This window comes from Bacillus sp. CH_48 (assembly GCF_038008465.1).
In the GTDB taxonomy this organism is placed as follows: Bacteria; Bacillota; Bacilli; order Bacillales; family Bacillaceae_G; genus Bacillus_A; species Bacillus_A thuringiensis_S.
The window spans coordinates 3,785,019-3,797,704 of record NZ_JBBOZF010000001.1 but is presented as its reverse complement, the minus strand read 5'-3'; the positions used below and the strand labels follow the sequence as shown (position 1 = coordinate 3,797,704).

The following is a 12,686-nucleotide window of genomic DNA, read 5'->3' as shown; positions in this document are numbered from 1 at the left end:
TTTATTTATTTGATACTATAGACGTTGATCTTTCTGGAAGTTTAGTTGAAAATGATCCGCTTCATTGTATACCCCGAATTCATATCCTTTTTCCTTATAAAATTTAATAATTTCAGGAAGCGCTTGTAATGTTTGTGGTTTTTCATGCATTAGAACTACTTCCACATCTTCTGTTGTTGTACGCTTTACATTCTCTATAATTTGCTGTGGATTACCTTTTAATTTCCAATCATTTGAATCTATCGTCCAATCCCAAACTTTTATTCCTGCTTCTACAATTTGGTTACGAATTTCCTCGCCCTTTAATCCTGGTGCAGATCCATATGGCGGACGAACTAGTTTAGGAGTTGTACCCGTAATATTATGGATAAGAGCTAACGTTTCTTTCATCTCCGGTACAAATTGTCCTTTTTTGTATAACTTATCACTATTATGTGTCATACTATGAGCACCAATATAATGTCCTTCTTTTACTGCTCGCTTTACGTTTTCCTGAAAAGCGGTATTCTGTAAATTGCTACCTTGCATAAAAAATGTCGAAGCAACATGTTGCTCTTTTAGTACATCTAAAAATTTCCCAGTTAATTCGCTAGGACCGTCATCGAATGTTAAATAAACAACCTTTCCTACCGGTTTTCCATCAGGTCTTTTCTGTTTTGCTGGTGGTGTTTCCTTTTTCTTTTCTTGTTGTTGCGTATTAACTTGATTACTACTTTCATTAGCTACTCCCTTCGCTGGGATAGAGTTCCATTTCCCAATTAAAAAGAATGTGAAAAAGGTCGTTGCTAAAACAACCCCTAGAGATAGTATTGCCTTAGTTCCTACATTTGTTTTTTTCTTATTTTGTGATTCTTTCATTATGTTTCGATCCTTTCCCTACTAATTTTCATATTCATTATTTATACAGCTAAGCATTAACTCCAGTTGATATTTACAATAAATAGATTAATAGAGGAAGGTGAAGATAAAATGCAGATAATGTCGAAATTAGTTAAAGAATAGCGTACTGCATCCACTCTTTAGAAAAATATTGTTTTCTCTAATACAGTTAAATTTGAAAACTGGATATACATCCAAAATAAAAAATACTACTCTTTCTAAACAAAATTTTTATATCAAGATAATAGTATACTGTTATAAAGATAAAATACTGAGTTAGCCATACTATTGAAATTCTATTATAATTTTGTAATTGGAATTAATTTGAATCAAATAAAGAACTAGAAGAAATATTATTATGTGGAGGTGCTCCGATGAACCTTTTAATTAGAGAGTTAGAAAAAAATGATTTAGACAATTTCCCGAAGATCGATGACAGTTTTATAGTGAATGCTCGGTTAATTCTTTCTCTTTCCAAAGTAAATAGACGCATAGAATATACAGTAGAAGACGTTCCAAGTTATGAAAAAAGTTATTTACAAAATCAAGATGATAATGAAGAACTGGCTTACAATGAATATATAAATAAACCTAATCAAGTCATTTACATAGCACTGTTACATAACCAAATCATTGGATTAATGGTATTGAAAAAGAATTGGAATCACTATGCTTACATAGAAGATATAACGGTGGATAAAAAATATCGTACACTCGGAGTTGGTAAAAGATTGGTTGATCAGGCAAAGCGATGGGCAAAAGAAGGCAACATGCCCGGGATCATGCTTGAAACGCAAAATAATAATGTCGCAGCATGTAAATTTTATGAAAAATGTGGATTTGTAATTGGTGGGTTTGATTTTCTTGTTTATAAAGGTTTAGATATTGAAAATGATGAAGTTGCAATTTATTGGTATTTATATTTCAAATGAAACTGTTTTTAGCATTAAACAAAGTCAAAATAAAAACCCCAATTTCTCCATATTAAAATTGAGAAATTGGGGTTAAGTTATTTAACAAGATTTTTTATCTAAAACAGATAACTAATTAATAATCCTGCCGATAATAAGAAGCCAAAAATCGTATTTGTCATTGCTGTTGATTTCATTGCGATGCGCATATACCCAGGGTCCTTTGCTCCTTTTTGGAAACTTTGAATAGCAGAGATTGGCTTTCTCAAACCTAGGAACATAACTAATGCCCAAGGGCTTATATAACCCATCAATACAATCACCGCAATCCATAAATAAGCAATGAAAAAGGCTACAGCTAGTGTTACTATTGCTTTTTCTCTCCCAAGGAGGATTACCAACGTCTTTCTTCCACCTTTAATATCTTCTTCGATATCTCGGATGTTATTCGACATGTTGATTGCACCTACTAAAATCCCAATTGGAATGGAAATCAATACACTTTCAATCGTTATCGTATTTGTTTGAATAAAGAAAGCAATAAGTACAAAACATGTCCCCATTAACAATCCAGAAACTAATTCTCCAAACGGAGTGTACGCAATTGGTAATGGACCACCTGTATATAAATAGCCAACCGCCATTCCAATTAAACCAATAACCACTAACCACCAACTACTATTCATACAAATATAAATGCCAATAAAAGCTGCTACGACATATAATAAAAGCGCAACTGTTAACACATTTTTTGGCTTCAATCCATGACGGACAATTCCGCCACCGATGCCAACGGATTCAGCAGTGTCTAATCCACGTTTGAAATCATAGTACTCATTAAATAAATTCGTTGCGATTTGCAATGCTAAACATGCAAGCATCATCGCAATAAATAAAAGCCAATCAATTTTGGCAACATAAAGTGATGCCACTGTTCCTAAAATTACAGGAGAAAACGTCGCCGTTAATGTATGTGGGCGCGTCATCTTCCATATTAATTTAGCGGAACTAATTTCTTTTTCATTCCCCATAACTCTGTTCAATCTCCCTACATTTTAAGTATAAATTACTAGCAGTATCTTTCTATCTATTTCCTGCCACGCATCCATTCATTATATCAATAAATGATTATCCTTTCTAACAAATCTACTTTTAATAAAGTAAAAATTATAAAATGAAACTTTAATTAGTAGAAGTTTTGTCACCCCCACTGATTATTAGTACATATTCAGTGGGATTTTACGGGCAGCCCTCCCTCCCATTCGCTGAATTTTTAAGGAGGAAATCTTATCCGCCCGCAAATATTGGGATAAATAAAAGAGCCAACTCATATGAGCTAGCTCTTTCATCTCTTATTTTATAAAAATTCAATAGTTACGCTACATTGAAAAACAGATAAATCCTACTTTTGTAGCCCATTAATAATGGTATCTATATTCCATTTCATCATTTTTAAGTAAGTATCTCCATCCTCACCTGATTTACCTAGTGAGTCTGTAAAAATTGTCCCTGCAATTGGCACGTTTGTTTCTTTTGAAACAGTTTCCATACTACGTCGATCTACACTTGTTTCAACAAATAAAGCTGGCACTTTGTTTGTTTGAATTAAACTTACAACATCTCTAATTTGATCTGGCGTACCTTGATTCTCTGAGTTAATTTCCCAAATGTATCCCGTCTTAATGTCATATGCTTTTCCAAAGTATTTAAAAGCACCTTCGCTAGAGATTAAGAAACGTTTTTCTTCAGGAATTTGATGAATTCTGTTTACTGTCTCATCGTGTAACTTTTGAAGTTCTGCTACATACTCATCAGCATTTTTAGTATAGAACTCTTTATTTTTAGGATCTTCTTTAATTAATGCCTGCTTCACATTTTCAGCGTATAAAATACCATTTTTAATATTCATCCAAGCATGTGGGTCTGGTTCTTTTTCTAATCCTTTTGTTTCTAAGTAAATAGCTTCTACACCTTCACTTACTTTATAAACCGGTGCATCTTTCGCTGATTTATTTGCCGTTTTTAATAGCTTTTTAAACCACGCTCCACCTTCTTCTAGGTTTAGCCCATTGTAAAATACCATATCTGCATCTGTCATTTTCATAACATCTTTTGGTAGTGGATCATATTCATGCGGGTTAGCTCCGATTGGAACAAGACTATGAATCTCAACTTTATCTCCACCAATTTGCTTCACCATATCATATATAATGGAGTATGTAGTTACAACTTTTAATTTTCCATTACCCTCTTCTTTTCCATTTGTGTTACTCGAACACGCTGTTAATGCAAATACAAAAATACAAATTACCGATAATACAACATTTTTAAATTTCATCATTATCCTCCAATCAATTATGACAACTCTGCTCTATTTTTTCTAATTTTGATAGCTCTCCAAAACAAACCTTGTGACGGTGAGAAAAAGAATGCCAATCCGAACAAGAATGTTGCGACAAGAACAATTGTTGCACCTGAAGCAAGATTATAAGAGAAACTAAAATATAACCCTACTACAGATGAAAGCGCACCAATGCCTGCTGCTAAATAAATCATGACCCATAAACGGTTTGTTAATAAATACGCTGTAGCCGCTGGTGTAATAAGCATCGCAACGACTAGAATAATTCCAACAGTTTGAAGTGAAGCTACTGTAACCATTGTAAGGAGAATCATTAAGCCATAATGAATCCATTTATTCGGTAATCCATAGCTTTGCGCCATCGTTGGATCAAACGTGGATACGAGTAATTCTTTGTAAAACAACATTACAAGACCAATAATGACCACTCCAATAATCAGTGTCATCCACATATCAGAAGAACGAACCGATAAGACATTCCCGAATAAAATATGATACAAATCAGAACTACTCTTCATAAAGGTAATTAAAATAATCCCTACAGCGAAAACAGATGTAAACATAATTCCTATCGCCATATCATGTTTAATACGACTATTTTGACTTACAAATCCGATTCCTACTGCAGTAATAACACCTGTTAAAACCGCTCCTATAAAATAGTTCATTCCAATCATATAAGAAAGCGCTACTCCTGGAAGAACAGCATGTGAAATGGCATCACCCATTAATGCCATACCTCGTAAAATAATAAAACATCCAATGACACCACAGATAATTCCTACCATAACGGAAGTTAATAACGCCTTCTGCAGAAAACTATACTGCGTTAATGCATCTATAAATTCTACAATCTTCATGATGAATGTACCTCCGCTGCATTATTAAACAATATTCCTTGATTCACATACGCTTTTGACATAACAGTTGGTTCTAATACTTGGCGTACTTCTCCGTAATGAATTAAGCTTTTATTCATTAATAGTAATTTATCAAAATACGATTCTGCTTTACTTAAATCATGATGGACAACGACAATCGTTTTTCCTTCTTTACGTAGTTCCCTAAGAATTTTAATGATTGTCTCTTCACTTGTTACATCAATTCCGACAAACGGCTCATCTAAGAAGAATATTTCCGCCTTTTGCGCTAAAGCTCTCGCCAAAAAGACACGTTGTTGTTGTCCACCTGACAACTCACCGATTTGGCGATTTTTAAACTCTTCCATTCCGACTTTTTTTAAGCAATCAAACGCCCAATCCCGATGCTCTTTCTTCGGTCTTTTCATCATACCTAAAGATGGATACGTTCCAATTAGCACGACATCTAAAACTGTAATCGGAAAGTCCCAATCTATATCACTTCTTTGCGGTACATATGCAACACTCTTTCTAACGCTTCGAATATCCTCTCCAAGAATTTGGACATATCCCTTATCATTTGGGATTAAATCTAATACAGCTTTCATTAAAGTAGATTTCCCCGCTCCATTTGGACCAATAATTCCAACGAGCTTCCCTTTTTCAATATCGAAGGAGACATTTTGAACTACTTGATTCCCTTGATACGATACAAACAAATCTTTAACAATTATAGCCTCACCCATTTTTTTATGCATTCCCCTTTCTTTTTTTCGTGTATATAATTATTTTGCACAAAGGCAACTTTTAAGCAAAAAAATATAAAGCGAATGTAAACCCGCGCTTAAGTTTCCTTAAGGAAACTTTTTTATATGAGTCAAATTATATACGCTATATGAAAATTTGTAAACTAAATTTTACTAATTTATAAATATATAATGAAAATAATTATCAATGTGGAACAAAATATATTATCTATTTTATGATTTTTTGAAAAAGATATTACTGTGAAAAAATAAGCAATATAGTATATAAATGAAAGAACCTACTCGTATGAGTTGGCTCTTTCTCTTTTACAATATTTGATACGCTCTGCAGCAAAAAATATAATTAAATTACTTCCAAACAACACCTCGCCTCTCATATTCCATTCTATATTCAACAGCAGCTGCAATTTTAGAACTTGCGAACTTTTCCGTAATCCAAAGAGCTAAATCAGTTCCTGAAGTAACTCCTCTTGCAGTGATAATATCGCCTTGATCTACAATTCGGTAATAAAGAAGTTCTGCCCCATATTTACTCATTTCACCCTGTGCCAAATGGTGCATCGTCGCCTTTTTACCATTCAATATACCTGAGGCTGCTAGTAGCATACCTCCTGTACAAACTCCAGCAACGATCGTTCCTGCTTTGTGCATCTCTTTAATCATTTCGGTCAAAGTACCAAGCTCTGCTTGTTTTCGTGCCCCATGCTTTGCTTTATGATTCCAGCCACCACCAGGTACAATTAACAAATCTGGGCGATTATCCATTCGTAAAAAATCATGTAGTGTAACCGTAACTCCAAACGAGGTAGTAACTTCTTGTTTTCGTTCACTTGATACGAGTTCAACTGTAAACGGAGCCCCTTCTTCTATTGCTCTTTTCAGTACTTCAAACGGCGCGAAAGAGACAAGTTCTCCGAAGCCATCAAACAATACAATTTGTATTTTCATTTTCGGACACCCCATATAGTTTCTTTTTTGAATCGTAAATTAGGACAATAAATGTTATCTACAAATTAACAATGAAGATAGTCTTTCTCCTCTCACTCTATAAACTTCAAAATGTTCCTCTAGCTGCCCCGCATCTTCTAATACATTTAGCGTTTTCTTCACAAAATTCCAATTCAAACTACCAGATAACCATAATAATGAAGACAGTCTTTTATAATTGTTTGAGGTTAAAATATTATTAGCCTTATATCCTTCTAAAAATGAACTAGCAACACTTGAACATACTTCATGCGAATGTATTCCTTCTGTTCGAGAATACCACTTTATTAAAAAGGCTAACCCTTCAACGCGGTCAACATAACTAATAGATTCAAAATCCACAATTCCTTTTACCTTTTGACTTAATCCCCATAAAACATTCAAAGGATTTAAATCGGTTTGTACAATAAACTCCAAATCATTCGTATATACACATTCTATATGACACTTAGCGAGCTCTATATACCCCCGCAATTCCTTACATGTACCACCTTTATTTTCTAATAGCTTTATAAACTCACCATATCCATCTAAATGCGATTTCTTTTGAAAAGTCGAGCTTTGAAATGTACTAGAAATATCATGTATATTTCTTGCTTCCTTTCCAAAAATCTCTGCCATTGTTTCTGTACAATGAGTAACATGCTCCCCTTCAATCCAAGTAGACAATACAAACCGGTACTGTTCATCATTCCAAGTAACAAATGTAAATGACCCTCCCGCCTGATTCTCCTTAATCTGCATAAATGGGATTCCATGCTCTCGTAAATAATACGTAAATCGTACTTGCTCTTTCAATTGTTCATTTGATAACGGCCCAAAAGCTGGATTGATTGTTCGATCGCTATTGATAAACCGTGCGGAATACCGATCTCCATTTACGATAATTTTATAGTGTAGATCGGTATGCCAACTGTTCTTATGTAATTCTTCTTCCACTATTAGTGAATGAATTTCTTTAAAATAATTTATTACTACATTTCTTATTATACGTTTCACCCTATTCCCCTTTCATGCAAAAATTCATTCTTGTACTTCCGAATAAAAACCTTTTAAAGTGAGGATTTTTAAGATACACCTAATGTATTCAAATAAAGAATTCTATCCTACTGTGGAGTAATAATAAAGTTATGTAATTTTGTCGCCAAAATTACAATAGCCTTCTATCTATGTAGATGAAAGAAGGCTACTAAATCTTTTTAAAAATCTAGTTATTTCATAGTGAATGTATTATTGATTAAATAATACATTTGTTTAATACAAGTACTAAATAAGAAAAAATAACCGTTATAATGCAATTAACAAATTGAGGATTTTCATTTAAACTTTATAAAACTCAAATGTATTTTTTTCTATACATATTGTTTCATCAGAGGTTTTGATAATGATATCAAAACGCTGACTATACGAATGCATAAATACTTCATATTGAATCCGGCGTTCTTCATGAGACTGCCTTAAATAATTTATATCGGCTCCCCTTTCAGCTATATCCCGGCTTGATCTTCTTATTAGTTCCGTTTCGCCATCTGTATAAAAATAAATTTTCAAATCAAATAAATCAGGATTAATAAATGCGGCGCTCATTCCTTCCACAATCGTTACTTTATTTTCCGAAGAAATCAACTTACTTTTCATATAATGCGTATCTATCGTATAAAAATCTATCCCAGCTCTAACCATATGAATATCTCTTTCTAAAGCTGCCAAATGGTGCGCAGCTGGATGACAAGCTGTCATTTTATAACGATGATTTTCATTTTGATATGTATAGTGAATCACTGCATGCTTACGGATATCCGAACTAACAATGTAAGGATCTGTATTAATATAATTTACTTCATTTTGATTTAGTAGGTTTACGAGTCTATTAGTAAACGTTGTTTTTCCAGCTGCACCATGTCCTGAAATACCGATAACAATTTGTTCATCTCTCATCTTTAACCAATTTATGATTTCTTGTAACAACTTATCCATCATTATCCCCCTTGCGCTAATATACTACCCTTTATTTCAATATCCAAAAATCCCTTTATTTAATTATACATAAAAAGGGAAAGATAGTGTGATTATTCATCATACCACCTCTAATTCTAAGCAACTTTATTATCTTTTATATGACTTTATTATTTATGAACACCTACATGATTAAATACATTTCTAACTTTATAAACCCAACAGAATATCCTCTGCTTTTCGGTAATTTATGCGAACCAATGCAGTCATAACTATGTACAATAAAAAAAGAGCCAATCATACAATAGAAGATTGACTCTTTCCTTTATTTACTCCCCTGTTTCAGAAAATCTCTTTATACGTTTTCCAATTTCATCGCGAACACGTTGAAATTCAGACCACCCTTTTCCTGCCGGGTCATCAAATCCCCAGTGAACACGATTTACGTGCGGAGGTGTCGAAGGACAAACCGAATCCGCATGACTACAAAGGGTAACAACTAAATCAGCGTTATTTAAAATATTTACATCAATTATATCTGATGTTTGATTCGTTATGTCAATATTAACTTCTTTCATCGCTTTAATAGCATTTGGATTTACTCCATGTGCTTCAATACCTGCAGAATATACATTCCACTTATCCCCTACATATTGTTTGCCCCATGCTTCTGCCATTTGGCTTCGGCATGAATTTCCTGTGCATAAGAAATAAATTGTCTTTTTATTTTCCATGTTGTTTTCCGCCTTTGTTTTTAATTATACTGGTTGATTATTAAAATATTTACGCTTAAACCAAAAAGCGACGTTTACAAGTGCAATCATTACAGGTACTTCCACTAACGGTCCGATAACAGCTGCAAATGCTGCGCCTGAATGAATACCAAACACCCCAACTGCTACAGCAATTGCTAACTCAAAGTTATTACTACCTGCTGTAAATGCTAACGTTGTAGTTACCGGATAGTTGGCACCAATTTTCCTTCCCATAAAGAAAGATACAAAAAACATTACAATAAAATAAATGAGTAACGGAATCGCTATTCTTACCACATCTAGTGGCACGCTAACAATCATCTCCCCTTTTAAGGAGAACATGATGATGATTGTAAATAGTAATGCAAGTAATGTAAGTGGACTAATTTTCGGTATAAACACCTTTTCATACCACTGTCTTCCTTTTAACTTAACGAGTACAAAGCGTGTCAACATACCTGCTATAAAAGGAATTCCCAAATAGATAAATACGGATTTCGCTACTTCTATCATTGTAATATCGACAATAGCACCTTCAATTCCTAACCATTCTGGAATGACTGTTACAAACACGTATGCATAAACGGAGAAGAATAACATTTGGAATACTGAGTTAAAAGCCACTAAACCTGCCGCATACTCTTTATCCCCATCAGCAAGGTCGTTCCAAACAATTACCATTGCAATACAACGTGCTAAACCAATCATAATGAGCCCGACCATGTATTCTGGCTTATCAGGAAGAAAAATAATTGCTAAAACAAACATAAGTACAGGTCCAATAATCCAGTTTTGTACTAAAGATAAAACCAATACTTTTACATCTTTAAATACGCGGCCCATTTCCTCGTAACGAACCTTTGCTAATGGTGGATACATCATGACAATTAAACCAGCAGCAAGCGGAATAGACGTCGTTCCAACTTGTAATGTATTCAGTCCATCTACTACACTAGGAAACACAAACCCTAAACCAATTCCAACTGCCATAGCTAGAAAAATCCATAGTGTTAAATATCGATCTAGAAAAGATAAACGTTTCATTTTATCCCCCTTCTTCTATGAAAAACCAAAATATATTTCATAGATAATTTCTCTCTTTTATATGTAATTAATCAATTTTTTTTGATTAATAGAATAAAATTTTAACAGCAGCTACCTTTGCCTGTTTTTCTAAAGATACAGCATAATTCTTCTGATAATAAATTATTTACTTCCGCATCATTTAAATCATAATAACTCCACGTACCTTTTGTTTCTTTTACAATTAAACCTGCATCTAATAAGATTTTTAAATGATAGGACAACTTGGATTGCGTCATTTCAAAAACTTCAGTTAAATCACATACACACGTCTGACCTCGCTGACAAAGCTCATACATAATTTCTAAACGTTTCTGATCCGCCAACGCTTTAAATTTTTTCTCATAGAGCTGAAAATCTTGTGCCATTTTAGTTCACTCTCCCTTCATCAATTTTTTTTGATATTTATAGTATATATGTAGTTTAGCTCTTTATGCAACTAATTAATCAATTTTTTTTGATTAATATATTCTTCTCTTCTTTCCCTTAACAGAACTTTTAAGTTATTAAATTACAAAATGCCCTGCATAACAGGGCTATTTTGTAGAATTATGCATGTTTGTATTTGAAATCATACGAAATACTTTCACATAGAAAACTGCACTAACAAGGGTACAAAGCAATATAATTCCGAACACAACAATTGGAGATAGCCATGTAGAAAATACAATCATTATTGGTGCAATAAAACGCCCAATGGTAAATTGTAAATTAGATGCTGCCATATACTGTCCTCTAGAATTTTCAGGTGCATATTTACTGACAAAACTATGTACAACTGGCGAACGAATCAATTCCCCAATAGTTAATATTGCCATAAAGCCAAATAGTAGCCATATATTCGTTGTTAACCCTATTAGAAACATACCCATTCCAAATAATATATTAGAGACAATTAAAACGTTTCGGTCGCTCCAATTCTCAAAATATTTTGCAACAGGTAAAGAACATAAAACAAACAAAATGCCATTTAACCCCATCATCCATCCGAAAATTTCAGTATTACTCAAAGAGAATGAACCAATATTCCATGAGAAAAGAGATTGAGTTGGTACAAATTCCTTTACATATAATGCAAGATAAAGATCTAGCTGCATGAAAGCTATCATAATCAAAACTCCCGCAAATATGTAAAGAGAGAAAATTTTATCACTAAAAATTTTCATATAATTATTCCATTGTTCTTTAAAGATTTTTGATATTGGATTGTTATCTCCATCATTTTTAGAAGCTTCGGGCAGCGTTTCTCTAATTATGAAATAGATTGCTATAAAATAAATAAATGTAACAATTGTACAAGTCCATAACAATTCACTTCGATAATGAAAGAAGAAAAATGAACCTAACACTGGTCCAAATACAGCACCAATATTATTTGCTGTAACAAAAGTGGCAAAGACCACCCTTCTATCCTTTTCTGGCACTATATCAGCTATCATTGCAGAACTTGCTGGACTGTATATTGCCCCGCTAATTCCAATACCGATATAGGCTAAATAATTAATCCAATGTGAATGAGATAAAGCAAAAACTGCAAACATTGCTACTTGTATGATTGTGCCTAATAGCATGACAGGTCGACGCCCTAATCGATCAGCTAAATATCCACCTAACAAATTACCTATTATGCCTACAAGAGGTATAATTGCCATTAAAATTCCGCCAATTGCTTTACCAAAAGCATCGCTATAGTATATTGCCATAAACGGAAAATACATCCAAAACAATGTATTGAACATAGTTTCGCCAATCAATCTAGTTTTTAAATTTCTGTCCCAAGATAACCATTTCAACGTAATACATCTCCTATTTTAACTTTTCAAATATTCACTATACATTTTATAAACTGTCAGTCCAAGGGAAATATAATAACATAAAGTGAATTTATTTTACAAATTAATATAGAAATATAAATTTTAATTACAACACATTCTCTAGTTATTATCCTTTAATGCAATTCGAACTCACAGATCACCGTTACTATTAAACTAGACTAGACTAGATCCAAGATATCACTAAAGAAATTCATCCTCAAAATTAATGAAGAAACAAATGATTCATAAATAGAAAAGAACATTGATTTTTTTCAATGTTCTTTTCTATTATTTCTGCATATGAATTAGATT

General features: G+C 33.2%; 13 protein-coding genes. 1 reads left to right on the top strand and 12 read right to left on the bottom strand.

What is annotated here, in order from left to right:
* Window positions 1-15 precede the first annotated feature (15 nt).
* Window positions 16-858, bottom strand: coding sequence for a polysaccharide deacetylase family protein (locus N2V92_RS19065; RefSeq protein WP_000665156.1), 843 nt, complete (start codon window positions 856-858; stop codon window positions 16-18).
* 395 nt (window positions 859-1,253) lie between these two features.
* Between N2V92_RS19065 and satA the strand changes: the two genes are divergently transcribed.
* Entirely contained in the window at window positions 1,254-1,811 is a 558-nt protein-coding gene (gene satA / locus N2V92_RS19060; protein ID WP_001050464.1) for a streptothricin N-acetyltransferase SatA, read from the top strand.
* 98 nt (window positions 1,812-1,909) lie between these two features.
* On the opposite strand, the gene menA is transcribed toward satA, so the two are convergent.
* The 11 genes from menA to N2V92_RS19005 form a co-directional block, all read right to left on the bottom strand.
* Window positions 1,910-2,821 (bottom strand): 1,4-dihydroxy-2-naphthoate polyprenyltransferase, encoded by a 912-nt coding sequence (menA, locus tag N2V92_RS19055; RefSeq protein WP_000526088.1) that lies wholly within the window; start codon window positions 2,819-2,821, stop codon window positions 1,910-1,912.
* 371 nt (window positions 2,822-3,192) lie between these two features.
* Window positions 3,193-4,128, bottom strand: coding sequence for a manganese ABC transporter substrate-binding protein/adhesin MntA (gene mntA, locus N2V92_RS19050; protein ID WP_000669597.1), 936 nt, complete (start codon window positions 4,126-4,128; stop codon window positions 3,193-3,195).
* 17 nt (window positions 4,129-4,145) lie between these two features.
* Window positions 4,146-5,012: a metal ABC transporter permease gene (locus tag N2V92_RS19045; RefSeq protein ID WP_000706183.1), complete on the bottom strand. Its 867-nt coding sequence runs from the start codon at window positions 5,010-5,012 to the stop codon at window positions 4,146-4,148.
* On the bottom strand, window positions 5,009-5,758 hold the full coding sequence (locus N2V92_RS19040; protein ID WP_000503231.1) for a metal ABC transporter ATP-binding protein: 750 nt from the start codon (window positions 5,756-5,758) through the stop codon (window positions 5,009-5,011). The genes N2V92_RS19045 and N2V92_RS19040 overlap by 4 nt, the downstream gene beginning before the upstream one ends.
* A 369-nt stretch (window positions 5,759-6,127) precedes the next feature.
* A complete protein-coding gene (locus tag N2V92_RS19035; RefSeq protein WP_042598259.1) occupies window positions 6,128-6,727 on the bottom strand; it encodes a DJ-1/PfpI family protein in 600 nt (199 codons plus the stop codon).
* Between the two features lie 54 nt (window positions 6,728-6,781).
* A complete protein-coding gene (locus tag N2V92_RS19030) occupies window positions 6,782-7,765 on the bottom strand; it encodes a phosphotransferase (protein WP_042598261.1) in 984 nt (327 codons plus the stop codon).
* A 321-nt stretch (window positions 7,766-8,086) separates the two neighbouring features.
* On the bottom strand, window positions 8,087-8,743 hold the full coding sequence (locus N2V92_RS19025) for a uridine kinase family protein (protein WP_000359529.1): 657 nt from the start codon (window positions 8,741-8,743) through the stop codon (window positions 8,087-8,089).
* A gap of 308 nt (window positions 8,744-9,051) precedes the next feature.
* Entirely contained in the window at window positions 9,052-9,456 is a 405-nt protein-coding gene (gene arsC / locus N2V92_RS19020) for an arsenate reductase (thioredoxin) (RefSeq protein ID WP_000428371.1), read from the bottom strand.
* Between the two features lie 24 nt (window positions 9,457-9,480).
* Window positions 9,481-10,521, bottom strand: a complete 1,041-nt coding sequence (gene arsB / locus N2V92_RS19015; protein WP_042598263.1) for an ACR3 family arsenite efflux transporter — start codon at window positions 10,519-10,521, stop codon at window positions 9,481-9,483.
* Window positions 10,522-10,622: 101 nt separating this feature from the next.
* Window positions 10,623-10,928 carry an arsenical resistance operon transcriptional regulator ArsR gene (gene arsR, locus N2V92_RS19010; protein ID WP_000046018.1) on the bottom strand — a complete coding sequence of 102 codons (306 nt, stop codon included), beginning with the start codon at window positions 10,926-10,928 and terminating at the stop codon, window positions 10,623-10,625.
* A 168-nt stretch (window positions 10,929-11,096) separates the two neighbouring features.
* The gene (locus N2V92_RS19005; RefSeq protein WP_000871750.1) at window positions 11,097-12,353 is read right to left on the bottom strand and encodes an MDR family MFS transporter; all 1,257 of its coding nucleotides are present in this window, start codon (window positions 12,351-12,353) and stop codon (window positions 11,097-11,099) included.
* Window positions 12,354-12,686: the final 333 nt, after the last annotated feature.

Bases quoted from the DNA above. Each gene is read 5' to 3' on its own strand.
- menA (WP_000526088.1), bottom strand. From the start codon at position 2,821: ATGGGGAATGAAAAAGAAATTAGTTCCGCTAAATTAATATGGAAGATG.
- arsB (WP_042598263.1), bottom strand. From the start codon at position 10,521: ATGAAACGTTTATCTTTTCTAGATCGATATTTAACACTATGGATTTTT.
- N2V92_RS19040 (WP_000503231.1), bottom strand. From the start codon at position 5,758: ATGGGTGAGGCTATAATTGTTAAAGATTTGTTTGTATCGTATCAAGGG.
- arsC (WP_000428371.1), bottom strand. From the start codon at position 9,456: ATGGAAAATAAAAAGACAATTTATTTCTTATGCACAGGAAATTCATGC.
- N2V92_RS19035 (WP_042598259.1), bottom strand. From the start codon at position 6,727: ATGAAAATACAAATTGTATTGTTTGATGGCTTCGGAGAACTTGTCTCT.
- satA (WP_001050464.1), top strand. From the start codon at position 1,254: ATGAACCTTTTAATTAGAGAGTTAGAAAAAAATGATTTAGACAATTTC.
- N2V92_RS19045 (WP_000706183.1), bottom strand. From the start codon at position 5,012: ATGAAGATTGTAGAATTTATAGATGCATTAACGCAGTATAGTTTTCTG.
- N2V92_RS19065 (WP_000665156.1), bottom strand. From the start codon at position 858: ATGAAAGAATCACAAAATAAGAAAAAAACAAATGTAGGAACTAAGGCA.
- N2V92_RS19025 (WP_000359529.1), bottom strand. From the start codon at position 8,743: ATGGATAAGTTGTTACAAGAAATCATAAATTGGTTAAAGATGAGAGAT.
- mntA (WP_000669597.1), bottom strand. From the start codon at position 4,128: ATGAAATTTAAAAATGTTGTATTATCGGTAATTTGTATTTTTGTATTT.
- arsR (WP_000046018.1), bottom strand. From the start codon at position 10,928: ATGGCACAAGATTTTCAGCTCTATGAGAAAAAATTTAAAGCGTTGGCG.